At 45.1% G+C, this 26,651-nt stretch carries 18 protein-coding genes; 8 read left to right on the forward strand and 10 right to left on the reverse strand.

All coding sequences use genetic code 11. The annotated features are described in order from the left end of the window. Positions 1–309 precede the first annotated feature (309 nt). Entirely contained in the window at positions 310–990 is a 681-nt protein-coding gene (locus tag PATL_RS02610; protein ID WP_011573419.1) for a DUF2982 domain-containing protein, read from the forward strand. Positions 991–1,037: 47 nt separating this feature from the next. Here the strand turns inward: PATL_RS02610 and PATL_RS02615 are convergent, their stop codons facing one another. After that, positions 1,038–4,205, reverse strand: a complete 3,168-nt coding sequence (locus PATL_RS02615) for a hybrid sensor histidine kinase/response regulator (protein WP_041713215.1) — start codon at positions 4,203–4,205, stop codon at positions 1,038–1,040. Positions 4,206–4,334: 129 nt separating this feature from the next. Between PATL_RS02615 and PATL_RS02620 the strand changes: the two genes are divergently transcribed. The 4 genes from PATL_RS02620 to PATL_RS02635 all read left to right on the forward strand — a co-directional run bounded on the left by PATL_RS02620 (position 4,335) and on the right by PATL_RS02635 (position 10,699). After that, the gene (locus PATL_RS02620; protein WP_011573421.1) at positions 4,335–5,450 is read left to right on the forward strand and encodes a PQQ-dependent sugar dehydrogenase; all 1,116 of its coding nucleotides are present in this window, start codon (positions 4,335–4,337) and stop codon (positions 5,448–5,450) included. Between the two features lie 82 nt (positions 5,451–5,532). Beyond that, entirely contained in the window at positions 5,533–7,845 is a 2,313-nt protein-coding gene (parC, locus tag PATL_RS02625) for a DNA topoisomerase IV subunit A (RefSeq protein WP_011573422.1), read from the forward strand. A gap of 62 nt (positions 7,846–7,907) precedes the next feature. Next, entirely contained in the window at positions 7,908–9,572 is a 1,665-nt protein-coding gene (locus PATL_RS02630; RefSeq protein WP_011573423.1) for a carboxylesterase/lipase family protein, read from the forward strand. Between the two features lie 8 nt (positions 9,573–9,580). Continuing rightward, positions 9,581–10,699: a succinylglutamate desuccinylase/aspartoacylase domain-containing protein gene (locus PATL_RS02635; protein ID WP_011573424.1), complete on the forward strand. Its 1,119-nt coding sequence runs from the start codon at positions 9,581–9,583 to the stop codon at positions 10,697–10,699. Positions 10,700–10,716: 17 nt separating this feature from the next. Here the strand turns inward: PATL_RS02635 and PATL_RS02640 are convergent, their stop codons facing one another. Together PATL_RS02640 and PATL_RS02645 are read right to left on the reverse strand one after the other, a co-directional pair. After that, positions 10,717–11,214 (reverse strand): Lrp/AsnC family transcriptional regulator, encoded by a 498-nt coding sequence (locus tag PATL_RS02640; RefSeq protein WP_011573425.1) that lies wholly within the window; start codon positions 11,212–11,214, stop codon positions 10,717–10,719. Between the two features lie 226 nt (positions 11,215–11,440). Then, on the reverse strand, positions 11,441–12,739 hold the full coding sequence (locus PATL_RS02645; RefSeq protein WP_041714196.1) for a peptidoglycan DD-metalloendopeptidase family protein: 1,299 nt from the start codon (positions 12,737–12,739) through the stop codon (positions 11,441–11,443). A 210-nt stretch (positions 12,740–12,949) separates the two neighbouring features. On the opposite strand from PATL_RS02645, the gene tyrS reads away from it, so the two are divergent. Continuing rightward, positions 12,950–14,149 carry a tyrosine--tRNA ligase gene (gene tyrS, locus PATL_RS02650; RefSeq protein WP_011573427.1) on the forward strand — a complete coding sequence of 400 codons (1,200 nt, stop codon included), beginning with the start codon at positions 12,950–12,952 and terminating at the stop codon, positions 14,147–14,149. Positions 14,150–14,192: 43 nt separating this feature from the next. Here tyrS and PATL_RS02655 read toward each other — a convergent pair whose 3' ends face one another. The 6 genes from PATL_RS02655 to PATL_RS02680 all read right to left on the reverse strand — a co-directional run bounded on the left by PATL_RS02655 (position 14,193) and on the right by PATL_RS02680 (position 20,279). After that, positions 14,193–14,609, reverse strand: coding sequence for a DUF2721 domain-containing protein (locus PATL_RS02655; protein WP_011573428.1), 417 nt, complete (start codon positions 14,607–14,609; stop codon positions 14,193–14,195). An 81-nt stretch (positions 14,610–14,690) separates the two neighbouring features. Further along, positions 14,691–15,134, reverse strand: coding sequence for a hypothetical protein (locus PATL_RS02660; protein ID WP_041713220.1), 444 nt, complete (start codon positions 15,132–15,134; stop codon positions 14,691–14,693). 180 nt (positions 15,135–15,314) lie between these two features. Continuing rightward, positions 15,315–16,280, reverse strand: a complete 966-nt coding sequence (locus tag PATL_RS02665) for a cobalamin biosynthesis protein CobD/CbiB (protein WP_041713224.1) — start codon at positions 16,278–16,280, stop codon at positions 15,315–15,317. Positions 16,281–16,292: 12 nt separating this feature from the next. Beyond that, complete coding sequence (locus tag PATL_RS02670) at positions 16,293–17,000, reverse strand: 5'-methylthioadenosine/adenosylhomocysteine nucleosidase (RefSeq protein WP_011573431.1); 708 nt, start codon at positions 16,998–17,000, stop codon at positions 16,293–16,295. A 245-nt stretch (positions 17,001–17,245) separates the two neighbouring features. Beyond that, positions 17,246–18,412, reverse strand: a complete 1,167-nt coding sequence (locus PATL_RS02675) for a DcaP family trimeric outer membrane transporter (RefSeq protein ID WP_011573432.1) — start codon at positions 18,410–18,412, stop codon at positions 17,246–17,248. A gap of 181 nt (positions 18,413–18,593) precedes the next feature. Then, complete coding sequence (locus tag PATL_RS02680; protein WP_011573433.1) at positions 18,594–20,279, reverse strand: methyl-accepting chemotaxis protein; 1,686 nt, start codon at positions 20,277–20,279, stop codon at positions 18,594–18,596. A gap of 316 nt (positions 20,280–20,595) precedes the next feature. On the opposite strand from PATL_RS02680, the gene acs reads away from it, so the two are divergent. Together acs and PATL_RS02690 are read left to right on the forward strand one after the other, a co-directional pair. Then, a complete protein-coding gene (gene acs / locus PATL_RS02685; protein ID WP_011573434.1) occupies positions 20,596–22,536 on the forward strand; it encodes an acetate--CoA ligase in 1,941 nt (646 codons plus the stop codon). Between the two features lie 19 nt (positions 22,537–22,555). Continuing rightward, positions 22,556–23,215, forward strand: coding sequence for a response regulator transcription factor (locus tag PATL_RS02690; protein ID WP_011573435.1), 660 nt, complete (start codon positions 22,556–22,558; stop codon positions 23,213–23,215). Here PATL_RS02690 and PATL_RS02695 read toward each other — a convergent pair. Then, positions 23,163–26,600, reverse strand: coding sequence for a PAS domain-containing hybrid sensor histidine kinase/response regulator (locus PATL_RS02695; RefSeq protein ID WP_011573436.1), 3,438 nt, complete (start codon positions 26,598–26,600; stop codon positions 23,163–23,165). The genes PATL_RS02690 and PATL_RS02695 overlap by 53 nt on opposite strands. Between the last annotated feature and the right edge of the window lie 51 nt (positions 26,601–26,651).

Raw genomic sequence — 26,651 nt, forward strand, 5'->3', positions numbered from 1 at the left:
AGCCTTATTCTAGTGATAAATCGTGAAACTTGTATCACAAATCTTGAGTTTTACTGGCTGAACAGAGTATGAATTAGCAAATAGCGTATTTTACCAACACGGGAATCAGGTAGAATATCCCTATTCTATCGACCCGAGCAATAAAGCTTATGCCAACAACAAAGCGTGATGCGCGACCGACAATAGTCACCTTGTTCAGCATGTTAAAAACAGATTGTCCAAAATGTATGCGCATGCGCTATATCATTCTGTGGGGCATACTCATGGCAGTGATGTACTTCTGGTTTTGGGGTTAAATAAAGGAACAAAATGCAAGATGTAATACAGATCCGCGCTTCTGCGAAACGTAATGTTCTCACCACCAGTTTGTTCGGTGTTACGGGTATTTTTGTGGCTGCAGGTATTTTCGCTTGGCTGCCCGAGGCATTCTTTTTGGCCGGAGTGTTTGTGACGAGTGCTTCAATAGTGGCACTGTTGATTGCTTGGTTTAAATTTCGTGAGCCTATTTTCAGCTTAGAATTATCCCATGATTCTATTTGTTACCAGCATCGAAAAGGACAATGGCATGTGAGTTGGCACAATATCCAACGTATTGACGTCCCTCGCGCGCATCGAGACTTAGCACTTGAAGATTTGAGCTTGGTGGGCATAAAACTTAAAGACTATCGGCCCTTTTTAACCACAACACCGATCAAGTTGATGATTCATTTGTTGATGGAACAGCGTTCTCTGCTGTTATTAGGGGATAAAGCTGACAGTGCCTCAGGACTGAGTTTCAGTGCTAACCTAGTAGAAGATGATAAACATAAGTTACCCGATGGAACTGTGCTTACTGGCACACAGGCCATGCTAGCTAACCGAATGACAAAGTTGCGTGAACGATTAGGTTACGACTTGTATATCAACGTGTCTGAGCTTGACCGCAGTGAGCAAGAGTTCGTTACGCTATTGCGTGAGTGCCAGGAGTTTGTGCAGAACCAACAGAAATAATCTGCTTAGTATTGGCTAACATCTTGACGTCATCAGGGGGGAAATGACTAGTCCCTGATGTTGTGTTTGATGTCCTTCTCTTGTCTCAGCAGGGCTTTAACATCGTTAATCAGTCTGGCCAAAGTCGAGGGCACCTTATCAAATTGTTCTCGCTTCAACTGGCTCTCTAATTCTGAACAACTGCTATGCAGCGCTACCGCCCCCGTATAGCAGCATACACCGTGCAGTGCATGCACAACTTGTTGCAGTTCATTGTGTTCAGGGTGCGCCTGTAGCCGTTCAAATTTGCTTTCGAATGAAGGAAGTTGCTTAATGAATTGGTTGAACAGATCTCTGGCAGCGTCAACATTTTGATTGGCGCGTTTGAGTGCCAAGGGCCAATTAAACACCTCAATATGTTCGTCGTCTTCCACCCCTTGATGGCACCAGCGATTAATTAAATCAACTAGGTCGGAAAGGTCGAGAGGTTTTGGCAAATAATCGTCCATCCCACTATTTAATAGGCGCTGCTGTTCTTCCTTAAACGCATGGGCCGTTACTGCAATAATGGGGGTGCCAAAATTAAGTTTCGTTTCTCGAATTAGTTTGGTTGCTTGTAAGCCATCCATATTGGGCATTTGCACATCCATCAATATCAGATCAAATTCGCTTTCTTTGCATAAATTGACTGCATCTTGACCACTGAACGCGAGTTTAAGCTCAAGGCGTGATGGCTTAAGCCACGTGCTTAACAAGCGTAAATTCATTTCCATATCATCTACCGCCAGCACGGTAACTGCAGGCAAATCTTGCAAACGCTTCTGCAACTCATTAACCGGTGCATGCGTGGGCTTGTGCATAATTTCTTTCAGCTTACCTGGGGTCAGAGGTAAGCGCAGTTGAGGGGTAAATTGCCCAGTAAATTGGGAAAAGCGGCAACAAGAATCCTCGCCTGAGCACAATAACACCTTATGTTTAACTACAATGTTGCTTGCGCTAGAAAAGGCCTGTTCATTGGCGGCTTGATTATGTGGGTGTATGCAAAATATCATGCAATCAAAAGCTTTTGTGCAGGTTTGCAAAAAGGCAATTGAGTCGACACTGGTGACAATTGCCCCCAGGGATTTGAGTAATTTACTGGCAGTGAAGCGCGCGTTGGGGTAAGGCTCGTACAGCAATACCGTTTGATCTTGCCAGTCGCTTTTTGGCGAAATACTGGGTTTGGTGTTTAAAATATTCATGCGAACCGTGACATTAAAGGTACTGCCTTGACCAGGGGAGCTTTGTAGCGACAATTGCCCGTGCATTAATTTGACTAACTCTTTACAGATAACCAAACCTAGCCCAGTGCCTTGGTAAGAGCGATTGAGCGCATCATCAACTTGTGAAAATGCGGTAAATAGTTTGCGCTTATCTTCTCGGCTTATACCGATACCCGTGTCTTCAATTTTAATGTTTAACTCAAAAATACCATGCTCTAATACTTTACCAGACGCCGCTAAACCAATGTGTCCGGTATCGGTAAATTTCAGGGCGTTGCCTAACAAGTTATTGAGAATCTGGCGTATTCGATAGCTGTCGCCTATCAGCTTGAGTGGCAATGGCTCTATGTCATACACAAACTCAAGGCCTTTTAGATGAGCGGATTTGGCCATCACGCCTATCATCTCTTCGAGTAACTCGTTTATTGAAAAAGGATGACTGTTAATTTGGAGTTTACCGGCTTCAATTTTCGACACATCCAGCACGTCGTTAACTATGGTCATCAGGTTGTCAGCGGCAGCGTTAATAATGTTGATTTGGTCGCGTTTATCGGCAGAAAAATCGCCTTGTTGCAACTCTTTACTAAAACCGAGGATTGCATTGAGAGGAGTTCTAATTTCGTGGCTCATGTTAGCCAGAAACTGAGATTTAACGTTGCTCGCAGCCACTGCCTCTTTACGAGCAATATCTAGTCGAACGTTTTGTTCTTCCACCAATTCAATATTGTTACGTAAATCATTGGTTGCTTGCTGTACTTCAATCTCAAGTTGGTGGCGGCTTTTGTCCATCAAGGCCAGTGAAAATAATGCGGATTCAAAGAACACACCGAACTGAAAACAATAGGTAGTGAAAAAATTAGAGGGCAGCATATCCACTAAGCTAAACATACCTATTAATGCGCATGTGGCTAAAATACTCCATGCGAAAATAAAATAGCGCGCGGCATAAAACTGATTTGAGTAGCTTTCGAACCCAGCATAGGTGTAGCAACTAATGGCCAGCATACTGACAACATACACGGCGGCATTTTGCCAAACGGGCGGAAACAAATTCACCATAGAGCATAAGCCCATTAACGCTAAAAGCCCGATGCTGACTTTAATGAAGGGGAGTGTTTTAGGTGCCGTAACTTTGGCTTCTAAAAACACAATCGTGAATAACCCAGAGCCAATACCAATCAGCACAAAAATGATGTCCGTATGCGTGTCGAACCAATGCGATAATGCTTGGGGGAGCATCATATTGGCGTGCCCTCCCCACACGAATTGCCAAACAATGACTGTGCAGATATACCCAACATAGGCCAATAAACTAGACTCACGAAGAGCAAAATAGACCACCAAATTGTATATGGCTAAAATAATCAAGCCACCGTAAAATAACCCCCACAACAAGCTATCATAAAAGCTCTGCATTTCGTGAGAAGTACTCGATTGGATGCTAATGGGGGCAACTAAACTGCTATGCTGGCTCTGCAAGCGCACAAACAATTCAACAGTTTGTGCATAGGGCAATTCGACTTTCATCATAGGTAAGCGATAGTGAGTTTTCATGCCTAGCTTGCCCTGAAAACTCGAAGCAAGAATCTGCCCATCTTGCATCAGGTACATATCGACATTATCAAGCTGCGAAAACGCAACACTGACCACCCATTTGTCTGTGGTAGTCACATTACTCAAGGTGGTGTATAGCCATACACCGTGTTCAGAAAAACCATAATTGGGGTTGCCGCCTGAGTGCCAAACAAACTGGGAGAGCATGTCTCGGGCTTGTGTCACGCTTAGCTCAATGCCGTCTTCTTGCATGACGCTGATAGATGATGACAGGCTAACTTCCTGATCTTTAGAGATTAGTTGCACAAGACTTTCGACTTGTTGGGCATTGCCAGTTGATACCCCCCCCAAGGCCATCAAGCAAACCAATAGAGCCAGCCAAAGCTGCATAGGGTGTTTTAAAAAGTCGTGAAGCCTCAAAGTGTCTCCTGCACAGCTAGAATTAACCCAAAGGCCCGTCGAAAATATTTTGCTAATTGGCGACAATCTTTGTAGTTAACATAGATATCTTTATAATTGTTATGTTCTTACCATCACTGGAAATAATCTATGATACTTCGCCGTTTGATTCTACTTTCTTTTGTCAGTTTTGCTGGCATAGCTAAGTCGTTACCGTTAGAAAAGCTCTCTCTACCTACTGGGTACAGCATTGAAGTCTACGCCTCAGATGTCAAAAATGCTCGCCAGATGGCGCTCAGTGATAATGGCATTTTATTTGTTGGTAGCCGAGACAGTGGGCTTTTAACTGCTGTTGTGGATAAAGACCAAGACGGCAATGTGGACGAGGTACTGCAAATTGCCAAAGATTTAACCATGCCCTCAGGGCTCACCATCAAAGATGGTGACTTATATGTGGCAGAGGTCAGCCGAATTCTGAAATACGCCAATATTGAGCAGAATTTTCGCGAATTACCTGAGCCTGAAGTGGTCATTGATGGCTTGCCTGATAAAAAACACCATGGCTGGAAGAACATTGATTTTGGGCCAGATGATTGGTTATACGTTCCTGTTGGCGCGCCATGTAATATATGTGAAACCAATGGCGGTGAGAAGTTTGATAATCCTGAATTTGCCTCGATTTTAAAATACAACTTAAAAACCAAAGAGCGAGTTTGGGTGGCAAAAGGGGTAAGAAATAGTGTGGGGTTTGATTGGCACCCGCAAACCAACCAAATGTGGTTTAGCGATAATGGCCGCGACATGATGGGAGACGATATTCCACCGTGTGAAATCAATCGTGTTGACGAGATAGGTGCTCACTATGGTTACCCTTATTATCATGGTGGCACCATAGCCGACCCAGAGTTCGGTACAGACAAAAATGCCGCAGACTATGTTGCACCCGCATTGAATTTGGGCGCGCATGTTGCGCCATTAGGTATCCATTTTTACCATGGTGATATGTTTCCAGCAGATGCCCAAAACAATCTGTTTGTTGCTGAACATGGCTCATGGAACCGGAGCAAAAAGTCTGGTTACAAAGTCATGCGAGCGATATTGAAAGATAACGAAATTGTTGAATATCAACCTTTCATTGAAGGCTGGTTGCAAGCGGATGAAACATCGTGGGGGCGCCCAGTTGCTATGCTCACCATGCCAGATGGTAGCTTGTTAGTATCCGATGATTTCGCGAATGTTATTTATAGGGTAACCTACCAGAAGTAATCCACTTTTTACGTTTAAAGCGGGAGCGAAAACGTTGGTTTTCGCTCCCCAACAATAATAACAGCGGCCGATATAGCACACTATGAGTCAAGAAATCATTATCAATAAAGACGGTATCGAACAGCTTCCGATGCGTCAATTCACCGAAGAGTCTTACCTCAATTATTCCATGTACGTCATCATGGATCGGGCTTTGCCCCATATCGGCGACGGATTAAAGCCAGTGCAGCGGCGTATTGTGTACGCCATGTCAGAACTTGGCTTGAGTAACAATGCTAAGTATAAAAAGTCGGCGCGTACAGTGGGGGACGTATTAGGTAAATTTCATCCCCACGGTGATTCTGCCTGTTATGAGGCTATGGTATTAATGGCGCAGCCATTCTCTTATCGCTACCCGCTGGTGGATGGGCAAGGAAACTGGGGGGCGCCAGACGACCCTAAATCATTTGCTGCCATGCGCTATACCGAATCTCGATTGTCTAAGTTTAGCGAAGTGCTGTTGACCGAACTTGGGCAAGGTACGGTTGATTGGCAACCTAACTTTGATGGCACGTTAGACGAGCCCAAAATATTGCCAGCACGCTTACCGCATATTTTGCTCAATGGTATTACCGGCATCGCGGTCGGTATGGCCACTGATATTCCGCCACATAATGTACGAGAAGTGGCCAATGCCTGTGCCCATTTATTGGATAATAGCAAAGCGGAATTGCACGAATTATTGGAGTTTGTACAAGGGCCTGATTACCCCACTGATGCTGAAATAATCACCCCACAAAGCGACATTCGTAAAATGTATGAAACCGGTCGTGGCTCAATTAAAATGCGCGCTGTGTATTATGAAGAAGCTGGCGATATTATTATCACGGCGTTGCCACATCAAGCCTCTGGCGGCAAAGTGTTAGAACAAATCGCGGCCCAGATGCAGGCTAAAAAACTGCCTATGGTCAGTGATTTACGTGATGAGTCGGATCACGAAAACCCAACCCGTTTATTGATCACACCGCGCTCAAACCGCGTCGACGTTGAGCAATTAATGCAGCACCTGTTTGCCACCACAGATTTAGAGAAAAATTACCGCGTCAATATCAATATGATTGGGCTAGATGGTCGCCCACAAGTCAAAGACTTGCGCATGATTTTGTCTGAATGGTTGATATTTAGAAAAGACACGGTGGTTAGACGCCTGCAATATCGATTAGATAAGGTATTGGCGCGCTTACATATTTTAGAAGGCTTGATGATTGCCTTCCTAAATATTGACGAAGTTATTCGTATCATTCGCTATGAGGACAAACCAAAGCTTGTCCTGATGGATACCTTCTCGCTATCAGACATTCAAGCGGAAGCTATTCTAGAGTTAAAGCTACGTCATTTAGCCAAGCTTGAAGAAATGAAAATCAAAGGTGAGCAAGACGAACTGGCCAAAGAGCGTGACGAGCTGCAACTTATCCTCGGGTCTGACCGCCGTCTTAAGACCCTGATCAAAAAAGAAATTTTAGCCGCAGCAGAAATGTACGGTGATGATAGACGCTCACCGATTATTGAACGTTCTGAGTCAAAAGCCTTGAGTGAGAAAGAGCTTATTCCATCAGAAGCTGTCACCGTTGTATTGTCAGAAAAAGGTTGGGCACGTTGCGCTAAAGGGCATGATGTAGACGTGGTCGGTTTAAGTTACAAGGCGGGGGATAAGTACCTCGCTAGCAGCAAAGGACGAAGTAACCAGCAAGCCGTATTTATGGATACCTCCGGGCGGGCCTTTTCCTGTGATGCCCATTTACTGCCCTCAGCCCGAAGCCAAGGTGAGCCCATAACGGGACGTTTTAGTATCGTCAGTGGGGAAAGCGTTGAGCACGTGGTAATGGGACAAGACGAGCAGCAATATCTGATTGCCTCTGATGCGGGCTACGGATTTGTCGGCAAATTTGCCGATATGATCAGTAAAAACCGAGCTGGGAAAGCTTATATTTCTTTACCCAAAGCCGCCAAAATCATCGCGCCTCAAGCAGTGCACGACTTATCCAGTGATTGGTGTTTAGCGATTTCCAATGAAGGGCGCATGTTAATGTTCCCGTTACGAGACTTACCCAGCCTAGGAAAAGGCAAAGGGAATAAAATTATCAGTATCCCTTCGGCTAAATCACAAGCTCGGGAAGAGTTCGTCAAGGTGCTCGCTGTCGTCCCTCAAGGTGCCAATATAAAAGTATTGGCGGGCAAACGCGGTATGACATTAACCGCTGACGACTTAACTCATTATCAAGGTGAGAGAGGACGTCGCGGCAACAAACTCCCCAGAGGCTTACAGCGTGTCGATGGTATTGAAGTTGAAGCGGGTACCGGTGTTAGCGACCAAGCTGACGATGCCGGTGAGTTGCCTAATGAGCCATCCCTATAATCCTGCTTGATCGGCTATAGGTTTTTTCTATAGCCGATGGTTATTTCATAAAAGGAATATTCATGCAATTCGCCTTAGTCGCCTTCGCTTTATTCATCAGTTCTTTCGCCGCCATAGCAGAGCAAATCACGACCCAATATGGCTTGCTATCGGGTCAAAAAAACAATAAATCTCAGATCTTTTCTTTTAAAGGGATCCCATTTGCTGCGCCGCCGGTGGGTGAGCTTCGCTGGCAGCCGCCTCAACCGGTTAGTGCGTGGCAAGGTGTCAGAGACGCGACAAAGTTCGCCCCTCGTCCAATGCAAAATCCCATCTATAGCGATATGCAGTTTCGCTCACAAGAGGTTAGCGAAGACAGCTTGTACCTTAACGTGTGGACACCGAACACAAGTGATAGCGCCAAATTGCCGGTGTTACTGTACTTTCATGGCGGAGGCTTTATTGCAGGCAGTGGCGATGAAAAGCGTTACGACGGCGCCTCTATGGCACAAAAAGGCATCGTGGTCGTTACAGCGAATTATCGGCTTGGTGTATTTGGCTTTTTCGCACATGAAGGTTTGTCTAAACAAACAGACTATCACGGCTCGGGCAATTACGGCTTAATGGACCAACAAGCAGCACTTAAATGGGTGGCCGAGAATATTCAACAGTTCGGGGGCGATCCTAAGCGTATAACGATCGCAGGGGAGTCTGCAGGCTCGATTTCCGTTTCAGCGCTTATGGTGGCACCTTCGGCAAAACCATATATCGCCGGTGCAATTGGTGAAAGCGGCTCGATTGTTGGACCACCACTTGACCCGTTAGCACTCAAAGATGCCGAACAGTACGGTCAGAAAGTCGCAACGACTGCACTTAAAGATACTCCTGAGCAAAACGTAGGTCTTGCTGAAGCGCGCATTGCAGCGCTAAGAAAGATACCTGCACAAACCTTGTTAGATAAGGTCACTAAAGGCGGTTTCATTTATTTTAAACCAAACATTGATGGCGCCTTCTTTCCTGAATCACCTGATGCGTTATTCGCCAAGGGGACACAAGCAAAAGTGCCTTTGCTGCTTGGGGATAACTCGCAAGAAGGCGGCTATCAGCAGATCATGGTTGATGGGTCACCCACTGTCGAGCATTATGTTGATAAAATAAAACGCCTTTACCCAGATGATTTTAAGGAGGTGCTAAGCCTCTATCCTGGCGAAAATAGTGCGCAAGTTATTGCATCTGCTCAGGCGCTGGCCAGTGATCGTTTCATGGGGATAGCAACCTTCAACTGGGCTTATCAAAACGTTAAGACTAATACAGCTCCAAGCTTTTACTATTTTTATGACCATATTCGCCCAGCCATGATTGGGGCAAAGAACGTTCTGCCTGTGAATAAACCAAGAGGTGCTGTGCACTCTGCTGAAATTGAATACGCCTTAGGTAATTTAGATGCCAATCCATTATACGAATGGCAAGACGCGGATTATCAAGTTTCAGAGATTATGCAGCAGTACTTTGCTCATTTTATTAAAACAGGTGTGCCCAATGGGACTGACGACGCCAATCACGCTTTGCCTCATTGGCCACAATTTAGTCAGCATAAACGTATGGTGTTAAAGGCGCAGCCTAAGGTGGAAGACATTCGTTACCTGCAAGAGCGACATGCTTTTCATCGTCGCTATTTCTTTGAAAAAGCCCAACTCGAAAAAGACAGTTTGAAAGGGATCATTGAAAAAAGCAGCACACCCCAGTGAGTTCGACCGTGAGCAATCAATTTAAGAAAGAATATATAGTGGTGGCGCAAAATGCGTCTGGGCGAAACATGAACGTGCCTCTGTATCGCTTTATTGGCCAAAAGCCAGGCCCTAAAGTGTACATTCAAAGCTCAATACACGGTGCTGAAGTGCAGGGAAATGTGGTGATCTACCACCTTATTCAACTGTTAAAAAAAATGCCTATTTGCGGCGAAGTGATACTGGTGCCCAATTGTAACCCAGTTGGCACCAATATAAAGGCGGGGGAATACACCTTAGGGCGGTTTGATCCTGTCAACGGTACGAATTGGAATCGTGGGTATTTTTACGATGCGAGCTTGATTGAAGATTTCGCACAAACAGTGCAAAACGATGAGTCTATCTCTCAAATTAAACAGCGCTTTCGTCAGCAAATTAAGCATATTCTGGCGTCTAAACTGGAAGAGCCGTGGGGTATCGGCCTAGCACAACGGCTGAATTTAAAGTTACAGCAACTGGCCTTTGACGCCGATTTTGTACTCGATTTACATAATGGGCCTGTTTCTACGCGGCATATTTATGTGCCTGAATATGCGCAAAAATCGGCAAGTTTGTTCAATATTCCTCATGTCATCTTGATCCCAAATAAATTTGCAGGAGCCTTGGATGAAGCAACTTTTTGCCCATGGTGGACGTTGCAAGATTTGGTTAGTCACAAGCGCCAGCAAGATGTTGACTTTGGGGTTGAGGCATTCACGTTGGAAATGGGTAGCCAAGAGGTGATTAATTTTTCTGAGGGAGAGTACGATGCAAATAGCATTTTATCCTATCTCAATGGAAAAGGCTGTTTATTACAAAGTGATATTCACCCAGAAGCGATGCGCCGAGTGGCCACCTATTTGAAGAACTACAAAGTTTTATATACTCAACAAGGCGGTATGGTGGAATATTTAGCCAAGCCGGGCGACGTTGTGAAAAAAGGCCAGCCGCTAGCTAAATTACTGAATGTGGATGAACTTGATACAGAAAATGCCACTGAATTGGTAGTGGCACAATGCGATCTTATCCCCATTTTGCACTTTCCTTCAGCTTCGATATTGAGTGGTACTCAGCTATACAAGTGCTTTACTCACTACTTCGAACTTTAAACAATTAGTCGCCGCTTTTAGGTCGTACTTTGGGGGTAAAAAGTAGGTAATTGCTGTGAACATCTGTGCTCGTAAACTAACGCGCTTTCAACATGGTTCACTTCAGGCCTAGCGGTAAGTTGGTTAAATATAAAATCTCGCAAATGACTAGAGTCAGTCACGGTGACGTGCAATAAAAAATCGATGTTGCCACCCATGTGAAACACGCTAAGCACTTCGGGCTGAGGTAATAAGTCAGTAACAAAGTCATCTACCGCTAAACGGTTGTGATCAGACAATCGAATCGAAATCATCGCTTGTATATGACCGCCTAAGGCATTCAAATCTATCTGTAACGATGCGCCTTGAATGATCTCATCTGCTTGCAGGCGCTTGATACGCTCAAGACAAGATGAGGGCGCTAAACCCACCCGTTTGGCTATTTCTTTATTGGTGGTACGAGCATCTTCGTACAAGGATGCAAGAATATCCAAATCTATGCTGTCTAGGGGCCGGCTATTTTTCTTAGGCATCATATGCTCTCTATGGATAGGTACTGTAAATGACGAGTTTCACTACGTGAATAGGCATCAGGCTTCGCATAGGTCAATTGGGTAAAAGAGTGTCAGAACGCGTGGTAAGGGCAGCATCAATGCTGGTGCCTTACATTAGCCCAATAAATAGCTTAAGCATGGGCTCCTATCGATTTGATTTTTAACGTTGCCTAGCAGACAAGATGAAAGCTAGGCACATACACTACTACTAATTCATCGCCAACATAATGCGCTTGCTATTAGTCAGTAACTCAAGTTGCTCTTTTGCCACGAGTTCGAATGCGCTGCGCTCTTTCTTGGCGATGGGGAGTGCTTTAGGCAAAGAAACGGTTCTAGGGTTGCGATGTACGCCATCCACTAAAAATTCGTAATGTAAATGCGGGCCAGAAGCTAACCCTGTAGAGCCAACAGTGCCGATAACATCGCCTTGCTTAACAGTTTGTCCCACTTTGACTTTACGCTTGGTAAAGTGCAAATATTTGGTCACGTACTTTTCACCGTGTTGAATAAAAACGTGATTACCATTGTATTTATCGTATGAAGAGCGAATAACCTTACCATCGCCAGCAGCCATTACGGGGGTGCCGCGATTTGCTGCGTAATCTACGCCACGGTGGGCTTTCCAGCGTTTTTGGACTGGGTGAAAGCGACGTTTTGTGAAACTAGAGCTGATGTATTTAAAGCTAACCGGTGCGCGTAAAAAACTTTTACGCATACTACGCCCTTCTGGGGTGTAATAATTGCCATCAGAGTAACGGATAGCGGTAAAGGTGTTGCCACCGTTGGTAAATTCAGCTGAAACAATATCGCCGTATTCCACGAATTCACCGTCTATGTATTTTTCTTCAAAGACAACATTAAAATTGTCACCTTGGCGAATTTCTAAAGCAAAATCGATATCCCAGCCAAATATCGCCGCTAGGCTCATGATTTGACTTTCAGATAGGTGGGCTTTTACACCCGCATTCCAGAAACTGCTGTTAATCTCGCCTTGCGCGTAGTTCAAGCGGGTATCGACTTTCTTTTTGTCCACGCGAGCGGTGAGTTGATTTTTTTCATCAGGATGAATAAGTAGGGTTTCGGTATTTGAAAACGCATAACTTAAGCCAGCAAATGAGCCGTTTTCATCAACTTGCAGTGATACGAGTTGACCAGGGCGGATCTTTAAAAGCATTTTAGCGAGTTCGCCAGCACTGCTCACATTATAAGTGTCGCGAGCGGACAGCCCGGCGCGCTTAAAAATCTTGGCCAGCGTATCCCCGCGCTTAACTTGATAAGTGTTCCATTCAACGTCATCGCTAACGTGTTCTTCACTGCTGACCGATAAATGATCTGTGCTAATAGGTAGTTCGTAGCGTTTACCGATCTCTAATAAAGCGGCCTCGGTGTTACGAGAAGCACTGGCACGGTCTGATGGGAATAGGGCAAGAATAAGCACGATAGACGCGAGGGAAGCAACCGCCCACTTATGTGCTTTAGGTAATTGTGAAAAGGCTTTTTTTACCACAGGAAAATTCAACTCATACAACTGTTAAGTGTGCAGAATATAATGATTGAACGGGATTTTCTAGAGGAAGGTCGTTTTTTGTACATCTTTAGTATGATATGAGTATAAGAATCCTTTGATTAATCCTTATACGCCCTTTCAATAGCAGACGCTGCAACGTAAAATAATCGATTAAATTTATTCGTATTATCATATTTATAAGGGTTCAAAATGGCAGATTGGCAAAGCGCATTTGCTGAGCTTCAGCGTGGTGCTGAAGAAATATTGTTGGAAGAAGAACTGATTGCCAAGCTAAAAGAAGGCAAGCCGTTAAAAATTAAAGCAGGCTTTGATCCTACAGCGCCAGACTTACACCTAGGTCATACGGTTTTAATTAATAAACTGCGGTCTTTTCAGCAGCTTGGGCACGAAGTTATCTTTCTGATCGGTGATTTCACCGGAATGATAGGTGATCCCACAGGCAAAAATGTTACTCGTAAGCCATTGACCCGAGAAGACGTGCTAGCGAATGCTGAAACCTACAAAGAGCAGGTATTCAAAATTCTTGATCCGGCTAAAACCACGATCCGTTTTAATTCAGAGTGGATGGAAGGCCTAGGGGCCTCAGGTATGATCAAGTTAGCCTCAAGTCAAACTGTGGCACGTATGTTAGAACGAGATGATTTTAAAAAGCGCTATGCCAATGGCCAACCTATCGCTATTCATGAGTTCTTGTATCCGCTCGTTCAAGGCTGGGATTCTGTTGCCCTTGAGTCTGATGTTGAATTAGGCGGAACAGATCAGCGTTTCAACTTATTGATGGGCCGTGAATTGCAAAAAGGGCAGGGGCAACGACCACAAACTGTTTTGATGATGCCGTTGCTTGAAGGGTTAGACGGCGTACAGAAAATGTCTAAGTCCCTTGGAAACTATATTGGTATCACCGATTCACCAAGCGATATGTTCGGTAAAATCATGTCGATTTCAGATGATTTGATGTGGCGCTACTATGATTTACTTAGCTTTAAGGCCATTGAAGAAATTGCGCTTTACAAAGAGCAAGTCGCTGGGGGCACGAACCCAAGAGACATAAAAATTGCGCTGGCTAAGGAAATTATTGCGCGTTTTCACGATGATGCTGCTGCAGAAGCCGCTCACCATGAATTTATCCAACGCTTCCAGAAAAATGCCATCCCAGATGAGATGCCTGAATTCACTTTTGAGGCAGGTGCAGAAGGTATGGCTGTTGCCAACTTGCTTAAAGAGGCCGCTTTAGTGGCATCGACTTCAGAAGCGATGCGTATGATTAAACAGGGCGCGGTTAAAATGGACGGTGAAAAAGTGGCAGACCAAAAAGCGATTTTTACCTCGTTACAAGAAGCCGTTTTCCAAGTGGGCAAACGCAAATTTGCGCGAGTGACGCTAAGCTAAGTCCAATGGGCGGTTTGCTCGTATGGTGAGTGAACCGCTTTTCTTAAGGTTTTTCGCGAGAAGGTTTACGCTTTTTCCTATCTAGATTGAAGTGACTTAAATGTAAGTCTAGCGCTTCTACCGAAATATTTATCTCCCTCACCGACAAACCTAGTGAATAAAGCAGCAATACTAGGCTGCCTGCGAAAATAGTACTGCCTATCGTTTGATATTCAGCGTAAATCGCTAACATGGATAAAACACACAGAAAAAAGCTAAAGGCGCCAAATTCTTGCATGCGTTTAATCAGTTGAATACGAGTACGCAAATTATTAATTTGGGCATGGGTATTCTCTTGATCCTGCGTGGGGTCAAGATTTCGGATTGTGCTGGCTAACGTCAAAAATCGATTGGTATAAGCCAATAATAATAACGAAATTGCCGGAAAGAGCATCGCTGGAGTGGTCAAGGTGATGGTCATAATAAGGAAGTGTGTCTAGCCGCTAATATTTATATTGATTATGCCACAGTTTACCTTTGCGCCCACTGAGTGAATACGCAATTACTTTTCTTGGCTGTTTTCGACAGCGCTATATTGCTTCAATTCTTTGGTTAACTGGGAGAAAGCGCTTTGCTGGCTGCCAAACATGCGCTCTTCAAGGGTGGCTGTGAGCCCCGCTTTTTGCCGAATAGACTTCAACTGAGATATGCCCACAGCAGACGTCAAACAATAGGCGTCACCAATGCAATTATTTTTAACGCTCATAACAAAGCATTCGAGTAAGTATTGTTCTGCTTGCGGGGTCGCGGCCAGATGCAATTGAGCATTACCTAGGTAGGCCCAAGGTTCCCCATTAAAATCGCTAACAATCTTGCACAACGTTGCAAGATAGCGCTGAGCAATTTGATCGCAGCAAGCACCATTGAACGTGCACATCACGACATTACTTGAAACCTCAAATGAATAACTGCCTGATGCTGTGGAATACGAAAATTTTGGGGTCATATACAACTCGAATTATGTTTACGCGAAAAAACGATTAAAACGTCAATTTGATAAAATGGCAGGACTCGTTAATCAGGCGAGAATATAACATGTAAGGGTAATTAGTTATACGAAAATGCGCAGGATAATACTGGTAGCCAATGACTTTCAATGGCTAAACTCACCTTAAAATCAACCTCCCTAAAGGTGCAAGCGATAAAGGCCCACGGCAATACATAAGCACAGTACCCAAAAAGCGAATTTGCATAAAACAATGTGATTGGAAAGACGCTTTATATCGATGGTGTTAGCTTGGCGTTTCCCGCCACACTTTATAGAGCGCTTTTTGGTGTTTTCATAAATAGCCGGGCCACTGAGCTCTATACCCAATGCCCCACCGTGCAAAGCGAGTAATACCTGATGGGCGCTGCTAGAACGAGGCAGAGCGCGCCACGCGCTAATGGCACTGGTGACACTGCCCATCAATGTAAATAGAAACGAGGTTAAACGCAGAGGAACCCACTGCACAACGAGAAGCGTCTTGGCAGAAGGTTGACCGAAGTAGGTGAATTGAGTGAGTTTGGTATTCCAGCAATGAGAAAATTCATACACGAGGCGATAACACAGTGCCGTAACCGGCCCGAATAAAAGAAACAACATCGCAGTACACAGGTACTGTTGATGAAAACGCAGGGTCATACTCTCAATGGTGGCTTTCACTAATCCCACTTGTGAAAGAAGCTCAGTTTCTCGCAGCACCATAGGTTTTAGAGTCTGTCTGGCAAGGGTTTTCTTCCCAGATAGCAAAGCAGAATACACTTTTTTACCACGAGTCATTACATGCTGATACTGCAAGGCGACGAGAAGTAGCATGGCGTCAAAGAAGAGCGGGAATTCAGCCATGTTGATAAAAATAGCCAGTATGACTGCGACTGGACTTATTAACACTAATGGCGCTAATGTCCCTGATATACGCAATTGCAGCGGGGCCCTATCGGCGCAAGGGTTCACCTTGTCAGCCATTCTTGTGGCGACGAGTTTCGCAAAAAAAAGCGGGTGATAGCGCTCAGGCCAATGTAATAGCATTTCAACTAACATCACCACGCCCAGCACCCAAATTGGTTGCAGGGCGGGTGATTGCAAGAACACATCGATATCGCTTGGCAAGGTATATGTGACTTATTTAGTTTGGTTTTGCAGTACGGTGAGCATTTCCATCACCAGCATGGCTGAGTGTTTTGCTGCCTGCTCTAAGTATGTTTGAAAGGATACGGTCGAAGCTTTGCCTGCAATATCTGACAAAGAGCGGATCACCAAAAACGGCACGTTAAGCAAGTGACAGGTTTGGCCTATCGCGACGCCTTCCATTTCTGCCGCGGCGATAGCGGGGAAATCGGTTCGTAGTTTAGCGGCTGCTTCGTCGCTGCCGATAAAAGCATCACCAGTACAAATTAGCCCGCGCTTAGTCTTGGCTTCACCTAAGGTGATTGCGGCTTTCTCGGCCGCCTCAATTAGTGCGGTATCACATAGGTAGGTTTCTGGCATACCAGCACATTGGCCCAGAGCATAACCAAAGTGGGTCAAGTCGGCGTCGTGGTGTACAACTTCATTAGCGATCACGATATCACCTATGCTCAATGCTTGGTCAAATCCACCCGCTGAGCCGGTGTTGACCACGAAATCCGGAGCAAATTTATCCACGACTATGGTCGTGGCAACTGCAGCCGCAACTTTGCCAATGCCACATTTAACTAAGACGACGTCGGCACCCTGTAACTGGCCAGTGTAAAGTGTTAAATGCGCATGTTGATGCTCAACAAGCCCACTAATTGATTCTTTCAGAAGGGTAATCTCTTCATCCATGGCACCTAAAATGGCAATTTTCATATGTAGTTCTTCTCACTCGAATAATGAGCGCAGTTTATTACGGATGGCATCAAGATGAAACTAGAGGTATTTGTAATCAAAGATAAACAGTCACCAGAGATGAATACGAATAGGGCGGAGGTGACGTAAAAAAGCGCCATCCTTAGAGGCTATTTGTCTTAACAAAGAACTTCTAAGGTAGCGCAAGCAAGCGGCAAGTTGGGATTTGCCTCTCTTTCAAACGTGAATAACCGTTTTAACCAAGTTTAAAATGCATACTTTGCTGAAAACTGTAAGCGACTCATATCGCCGTCTGCATCTGACTCAAGGGTTTTCTTAGCGTAGGCATATTCGGCGCCAAAGGTTAGCTCAGGTGATGGGGAGTAAAGAATATTGGCTCTGGCACTGTAGGTTTCCTTAATGACACCTAAGCCCGTCAAGTCAGTATCGTTATCTGCGCTGAACATGGCGTAGCTGAAGGTACTGCGCCACTGAGGATCCCAAAAGTGACGATAAGCCACCGTGAAACCACGAACATCGATAGTATCGAGCTCATTATTCGCATCTAATACCGCACTGTTAACGGCATTTAAGGCGATATACCGACCCAGTCCGCTGCCGATATTAGCCATCACGCGCACATCGTCTTGACCGAAATTAATCTTACTGGTGATGCTAAGGCCATAACCAACGTCGTCTGTATCAATATCACTGCCATTTTGCTTTTCGACATAAGAGAGTTGACGCACTAAGCCGGCAAATGACACATGTCCCCAGGATTGATTTAACGTATAACGCGCTGCTAGATCAGGCACTGAGTTGTCATCAGCGACAATACGACCACTGCCGCCAAAAGGTGTCACTGTGGTTTCCGGGTTTTCTAAGGCAACTTCAAAGGCTCCCGAGGTGTATCTCACCATGGTTTGTCGCGCGAAAATGGTGCCGTCAGTTACCCCAATGAAATCTAAAGATTCAGGCAGGGTTTTAACGTCTTGAAATGTGGACCAGGTTTGGCCAATCAACCAGTTGTTGTACTTGATAAAAGCATGGCGAATTCTGGGCTCATATGAATTACTGATCCGCTCGTTACCATCAGGTGTGGTATGAAAATCAAATTCAAGTACACCGGTGATTTTTTCGTTGTTACTCAATAGGGTATTGGTGGTGAAGCGAAAGCGAGATTGTTTAATATGGGCATCAAATTGTGCGCTTTCTTTTTCCCCGCCCGTGGGTGTCAGACTTGGGATATAGAAGTCACGTCCAATAGTACCAGAGGGTAATGTTCCATCGCTGTATTGACTCACCATGGCATCTGCTTTGACGTAACCGCTGAAACCAAATGTGGTTTTATCTAACGGGTTAGCAAGAGAAGTAAATGACACGGTGGAGCATGCTAAAGCTAAACTTGTGAGTGATATGCGTTTTATGTTCATTTGTCTGTCCGTTTAGTCGCTATTTACGTTATCTACTCTGGGACATGTTCAAAAAAACGGCTATAAGCTCATGGTCTATGATACCAAGGTCTTAACAATATTTACTTGAGTTTAACTTTTGTTTGCTTTTCGCAATTTATTGTTTAATCCATCATGGAATTAATTCAATCGGGCGCAATCGCTATACTTTAAACTGGCCGACTAGCCCTTCTAGCTCGGCCGTTTTTTGGCGCAAACTTTCCGCAGTTTTACCATTTTTAACCGCAATACCACTGAGCTCTGTTGTTTGGTTTGATATATCAATAATACGCTGACTGATTTCTTTGCCTACAATACTTTGTTCTCGGGCGGCGGTGGCTATTTGAACATTAAGATTATTCATTGTGGCAACTGATTTAGATATTTCGCCCAATGATACGGCCGTGGCGCTAATGCTTTTTTCGGTTTCATTGCTGCGTTGTTTGCTATCGCTCATCACTACCACTGCAGCGCGTGAACCACTTTGTAACTTGGCGATCATATTTTGTATTTCTTCGGTGCTTCCTTGTGTTTTACTGGCTAAGTTCCTTACTTCATCAGCCACTACTGCGAAGCCTCGGCCCTGTTCTCCTGCTCTAGCGGCTTCAATAGCCGCGTTCAGCGCCAGCAAGTTTGTTTGCCCTGCAATACTTTCGATAACTAATAGCACAGCACCGATGTTTTCTACGTCATCACCTACTTGTGTGACGACTTCTTCCGTGGCCGACAACTCATTGAGTAAAAGTGACATCTCGTGACAGCTTTGCTCGACACTTCGCATCGCTTGGTGACCATTGTTATCCGCTTCTAGTGCTGCTGAAGCGGCGGCATCAGCGTTAACAGAAACTTGATGGGCTGTTTCTGACATCTGTGAGGTAGCGCTGGCGACTTGGTCAATTTCGTTATGTTGCTTAATACTTAAATCCTTTATCGAAAGCGTTTGCGTGCCAAGCTCATCACTATTTTGTTTCACTCGTAAGCTGATATCGCGCACATTACCAATGATTGTCTGTAGCTTGCTCAGTAGGGTATTTAAGTGACTCGCGAGTTCACCTAGCTCGTGGTTGTCGTTGAGATTTAGACGGCGGGTTAGGTCTCCCTCAGCACTAGAGAGCTCTTTTATCGATTGCGTTACGGTGTTTAACGGTGAAAGGATCGAGCGGACTAAAAGCAGTCCAAGCATCAGTAACAGCAGCAGTAATATTCCTGAGACTAGGGTGACTGAGGTGATTAATGTTGCGCGGGATTCATCAATGTGTTGCGAAAATACGCTTACTTGGTCATCAATGCTGTCGATGTACAAGCCAGTGCCAAGCATCATTTTCCATTCTGGAAGGTAAATAGCGTAAGACAGTTTTGCGGCCGGCGTATTCTCCCCCAATCGAGGAAAATGATAAGTCACAAATTCATTCCCTTGAGCAAATTTGTTATTGCGACCCGCAGCAATTAAATCTCTAATCAGATAGATCCCGTTTACGTCCTTAAAGTCATAATAATTCTGGCCAATACCTGCTTCATTTTCACCGTTAAATAGACGTACTGCTTTATCATCATAACCAAATATATATCCGTCTTTACCAAATGTTAGTCGCTTAAGGATCTCAATTGCCTCGCGTTTGTCGCCACCTTCTTGATACATCGGTTTTACCGCGCTGTAAGCTAATTCTACGGTGTTTTTAAGTTCCCCTTTTTTGCTCTCAATGAGTAAAGTTTGCGCGGACTTTTCCACGGTCCCCGTCAGCGCAGTGACCTGTGAAATAATAATCAGCAAGAGGATTGATACCAGACTGACCAAGGGAACAATTGAGATGATCAGAAGGCGATTCTTAATGGATATATAACTAAACATTTGCGCACCTTAGGGTAGAGCACAAGCTTTTTAGAAAGACAAAAGCGATGGCGAAGTGATTGTTTGCTGAAACAGAGTTTAGCTCATGGATCTGTATTGTGATGTTTCTGTAAAATGCCCAAAGTGACGAGGGCTGAGCCTAAAGCGCTCGCATAACGAAATAAAGCAAGGGTAATTGTTAAATGATGTCGGCAATTGTATTATTTTGATTACTCATATGTAACGCAGGGATAAGACCAAGGTCTCATTCCGGTTTGTGTGCTTACGAGTACAGTGCTCAGTATTCTTATTTGTGTATTCAGTTTTTGGAGTCATTATGTCGCAACAAATTTATCCCGTTCCAGCACACGCTAAAGAGCATAGCCACCTTACACCAGCCGATTACGCGCGCATGTACGCAGAATCAGTAGAGCAACCTGAAGTATTCTGGGCTGAGCAAGCTAAATCACTTGATTGGGTCAAAACCCCAACCAAAATCAAAAACACGTCTTTTGATGCTCATCATGTAAGTATCAAGTGGTTTGAAGACGGCGAATTGAATGTGGCATACAACTGTATTGATCGTCACTTAGCGAAAAGAGGTCACGTAACAGCCTTTATCTGGGAAGGTGACGACCCTCATAGCCACGACATTATCACTTACCATCGTTTACATGACGAAGTCGCGAAAATCGCCAACGGCTTGCGCAAGCTAGGTGTAGGCAAGGGCGACAGAGTTGCGATTTATATGCCTATGATCCCGCAGGCTGTGTATGCCATGCTTGCATGCGCGCGGATAGGCGCTGTACACACCGTCATTTTCGGCGGTTTTTCGCCTAATGCAATTGCCGACAGAGTGAATAATTGTCAAGCGAAGGTGTTGATTACCGCGGATGAAGGGCTAAGAGCTGGTAAGCATATTCCATTAAAAGACAATGTGGATACGGCATTGGCTGAACATGACTGCCCTAGCATGGAGCAAGTTATCGTATTCAAACATACCGGCAGTCACGTGAGCTGGGGTAAAGATGATGTTTGGTGGCATGACTTAACGGATGGTTGTTCTACCGATTGTCCGCCAGAGGTAATGAACGCAGAAGATCCGCTTTTTATCTTGTATACATCCGGCTCTACCGGCCAGCCTAAAGGAGTAGTGCACACCACCGGGGGTTACTTGCTATGGGCATCCATCACCCATAAATACGTTTTTGATTATAAACCAGGAGATATTTACTGGTGTGCAGCCGATGTTGGCTGGGTGACAGGTCACAGTTATATCGTATATGGCCCTCTTGCCAACGGCGCGACCAGTGTTATGTTTGAAGGGGTACCTACTTACCCTGATGTACGCCGAATTGGCCAAATAGTTGATAAGCACAAGGTGAATATCCTTTACACGGCGCCTACTGCTATTCGTGCATTAATGGCCCACGGTGATTTCCCCACTGAGGGGATTAGTGGCGAATCATTACGCTTACTTGGTTCAGTGGGTGAGCCCATTAACCCAGAGGCATGGCATTGGTATTATACGACTGTTGGCCAGTCACGATGCCCGATTGTGGACACATGGTGGCAAACTGAAACGGGCGCTGCCATGTTAACACCTCTCCCCAGTGTCACAGCGATGAAGCCAGGCGCTGCTAGCCATCCATTTTTCGGTGTGCAGCCCGCATTGGTAGACGGCCAAGGCAATGAATTGTCTGGCGCAACTGAAGGCAATTTAATTATTACCGATAGTTGGCCAGGTCAAGCGCGCACCGTTTACGGCGATCACGAACGTTTTGTGCAAACGTATTTTACCACTTACCCAGGTACTTATTGCACCGGTGATGGTGCTCGTCGTGACGAGGACGATTACTTCTGGATCACAGGGCGAGTAGATGATGTACTCAATGTGTCGGGCCATCGCTTAGGTACCGCTGAAATTGAAAGTGCACTGGTTTCCCATAATGCGGTAGCTGAAGCCGCGGTGGTAGGCTACCCCCATGATTTGAAAGGCCAAGGTATTTATGTATATCTGATGCCCAATGAAGGTGTTGAGATAACGGATGAGCTTACAAAAGAGGTTTCTAATTGGGTACGTAAAGAACTTAGCCCCATTGCGACACCAGACTTGATACAATGGTCCTCAGGGTTACCGAAAACACGCTCTGGTAAAATTATGCGCCGGATTTTGCGCAAAATTGCTGCCAATGAATATGAACAACTCGGTGATACGTCTACGTTAGCTGACCCAAGTGTGGTTGATACCCTAATAGAGCAACGTTTGAACCGATAAAAATGGATAATAGCCATCTATGATAACGCTACTGGTTGCAGATGATCATCCCTTGTATAGGGATGCTTTACGCGGAGCCTTAACACTGTCGTTCAGCGATTTAACGTTGCTTGAAGCAGCCGATTTAATGCAAACAGTAGCCTTATTAGAAGAGCATAAAGACATTGATTTGTTGCTCTTGGATTTACACATGCCAGGCAGTGGTGATTTGTTTGGTCTGATACATATTCGTAAGCTATTCCCTGAATTACCAGTGGCTGTGGTGTCAGGTTTAGAAGATCCGATGATTATCACCAAAGTGATTAATCTAGGCGCCTTAGGTTTTGTGCCTAAGACCACTGGGGCGGCACAAATCGCTGATGCGGTAACCAGTATGCTAGAAGGTGACATTTGGTTACCCGAGAGTTATGCCAGTGATGAAGTGGAATTAGACAATGAATTTGCTGAGCTGGCTGATAATGTGGCCAGTTTAACACCTGCGCAATATAAGGTGTTGTGCTATATGCGAGATGGCTTATTAAACAAGCAAATCGCTTACAACCTAGATATAGCAACCGCCACGGTGAAAGCACACGTGACGGCTATCTTCAAGAAATTACACATCAATAATCGAACTCAAGCCGTGCTTATTGCCTCACAACTTCAGCTTGAGCCGCCTGCAGCAGCGCCCTCAACTTAGCCGGCTTCACAGGTTTAGACAAATAGCCACAACCTTGCTCTTTACAGCGTTGCACTAACTCAAGTTCAATATTAGCGGTAATCAAGATCGCTGGAACATTATTGGCATGAATATCACAGATACGCTCTCTTAACTGCTCAATAAGCTGTAGCCCGTCTATATCGCTGCTCAACTGAAAATCCATTAAGATCACATCTGGTACAAAATGCCCTAAAGATGCCAACGCAGCGCTAGGGGTTTGCTCAGAGTGAGAAACCACTTTCCATTTCGCCAATAACGATTGCAGTGCATCAAGGTTCTGACTTTGATCGTCGACACAAAGCACTTTCAGGTCATGAAACCCCACCTTATTTATTTGCACTGGGCTGTTTGTTTCAATCGGCCGACTGGAGGGTAATTGAATGCTGAAACGGCTTCCATGGTTGATACGCGAAGCGACCGTTAAATTTGCATCCAGAATACTGGCAAGTCTTTGTACAACGCCAAGTCCTAATCCCACGCCTTGTTGTTGATGGCCGGATATACGATAAAAATCGCCGAATATCTTGTCTAATTGATCTGGCGCAATGCCAGAGCCCGTGTCAAAAACGTCGAACGCTACATTTTCTCCCTTCGTTCGAACAGAGACCAATACGCCTCCAGTCTGGGTATATTTCAGGGCATTAGAAACAAAGTTCTGCATGATGCGATAAAGATATGTACGATCGGTTTTTACCCATACATCAGCCACCCGGGAACGCAGTTGCAAACCTTTGTGTTCGGCAATGAGTTCAAATTCAGCGATAAGCGGTTGCAGCACATCGCGTACGTTAATCGCTTTGTATTCCGGCTTTAACTCACCTTGATCAATACGCGCAATATCTAAAAGCGTGGCGATGAGTGCTTCACTGGCCTGGATGCTATTGGATAGTTTGCCAACGGTTTGCCTTGCATCGTCATTTAGCTTAGCTTCTTCTAACGCACCAAGATATAACTTAGCGGCATTTAACGGCTGCAAAATGTCGTGACTGGCAAGCGCCAAAAAGCGCGTTTTACTGGCGTTAGCCTGCTCTGCTACCTTACGCGCACTGACCAATTGGGTTTCAGCGTCCGCCCGGCGCTGTATTTCCAAACGCAACTCAGCGTTAATGGTTTGCACTTCTTGACTGCGTTTTTGTATTCGATTTTCTAAATCGATATTGGCTTCTTTTAGAGCGTGTTGGGTTTCAATGTGCTCTGTTACATCGTTAAAACTGGTCACAAATCCGCCCCCAGGTAACGGGGTACCGATCATCTCTAACGTTCTGCCGTCACTGCGCTGCCGCAAAAAGCGATGGCTGGTGCCTTTGCGCATGTGCTCAAGTCGCTTTTGAACTAAGATTTCTACTTCGCCCGCACCGCACTCACCACGCTGAGCATTGTATCGAACAAGATCTTCTACAGGTCGGCCCACGCGGATCATATTTGCTGGGTAACTAAAGAGCGCTAAGTAGCTTTTGTTCCACGCGACTAAATTTAAGTCTCGGTCAATCACGCTTATTCCTTGTTCGAGACTTTCTAATGAGGCGACCAAGGCGCTCATATTAAATTGGATTGCCTGAGTGGTATCGTCAAAAAAGTTAACGACTTCTTCGAAATTCAACTTTTTACCACTTATAGCGCTGTCGACTAACGCTTTTGCAGAAGAAGCGCCTATTACGCCGCCAAGAGCTCGTTCGCTAAAGAGTACAAACTCTTCAGTGGCAGACTCCGCTGGATTTAGAATATGGCCGTTACGTTGTTGGTAATCACTTAGCAATTGTTTACACCGTTTCTCCCCTAAAAAGGTGCTTAATAACGTGTGTAAATCTTCAACTGTGGTGTGGGTGCGAGGCGCATTATGATGTTTTGACTTGTCATCCGTGGTGGTGACAAAGGCCTCCGCTTGAATGCGATCAATTAGACGAACATCTGCCACATAGGAAAACAACACATAAGCAAAGGTGTTGGCGAGCAAGCTATAAATGGCGACGGCGTTAATGGTGTCGTTGAGTATCAGGTTTTGCCCTGCGTCATTTAACAAAGGCAGCATTAACCACAATATCCATGAGCCAATACCGGCCATTAGGCCAGCGTAAACCCCTTGCGCATGGCCTCGCTTCCAATATAAACCGCCGACAATGGCGGGTAACAACTGTATGACCAGAGAAAATGCGATCAGTCCAATAGAGGCAAGAGTACGACTGTCAGTCATTTGTTGATAATACAAATAGGCTAAAGACAAAATAGCAGCGATAACCAAACGGCGAATAAGCAGAATGCGTTTAGTGAAATTGGGCGGAACACCTGCGCCGCGATGCTCCGCTAACAAATTCGGCAAAATTACATCGTTGGTCAGCATGGTGCTCAGGGTTAACGTGGCGACGATGATCATCGCTGTGGCAGCAGATAAGCCACCTACAAATACCAGTACTTGTAATAACATATTGCCGCTATTCATCGCCATGCCTAGCACGTATGTATCTGGCTCTTGGCTGGTTAAGCGGAACATGTCGTCTCCTGCCGCAGAAATAATTGGGATCAGGATCGCGATACACAATAAGTACAGTGGGAATAACCAACGAGCGGTTTTTAAGTGACTGAGCTTTAAGTTATCTACAATAGCGACGTGAAACTGGCGAGGCAGACATACTACTGCGCCAGCGGCCATGAGGGTTTGTGCAAAAAATGAGAATGACCATATATTGCCCAGTGCGTTAAGGGTGGTGAACTCTTGCAGTAACGGAGTATCGGAATGTTGTGAATATGTTAGATACCCAAAACTAGCCACGGCAATCAAAGCGCATAATTTAATCACCGACTCAAAGGAAATTGCTACCATTAACCCGCGCCGGTACTCAGTCACATCTGTGTGCTGAGTACCGAAATAGATAGAGAACAAAGCAATAAACGTGGTGGCGCCTAGCACCACTAGCTCCGCATGAGTCTGGCCTGATACCATTAAAAATGCTGAACCAACGGCTTTTAGTTGCAAAGCGATATAAGGAATAATGGCTAACAGCGCTATTAAGGTGACGAGTAAGGCGATAGTTTGACGCTTACCGTAACGAGACGAAATGAAATCGGCAATCGTGGTAATGTGCTGACGTTTACTCACCGCAATCAGTTTGCGCAAGAAGCGATACCCGAACAAATACAACAACATGGGGCCTAAAAAGATGGGCAAATAATCCCATGTATCTCTTGATGCCTCGCCGACAGAGCCAAAAAAAGTCCACGCGGTACAGTAAATTGCCAGTGCCAGCGAATAAATTGCAGGGTGTGAGCTAATACGTTTGGCCAGAGGGCTCTTCCCGTCTCCCCATTTGGCTACCCAAAACAATCCCATCAAATAGACGATGGCTAATACCATCCAACCTAAAGCCATACATTTTCCTAATAGCAGTGACGCTGATTAAAACTTATTTTGCAACCGGAG

This window comes from Paraglaciecola sp. T6c (assembly GCF_000014225.1).
GTDB lineage: Bacteria > Pseudomonadota > Gammaproteobacteria > Enterobacterales > Alteromonadaceae > Paraglaciecola > Paraglaciecola atlantica_A.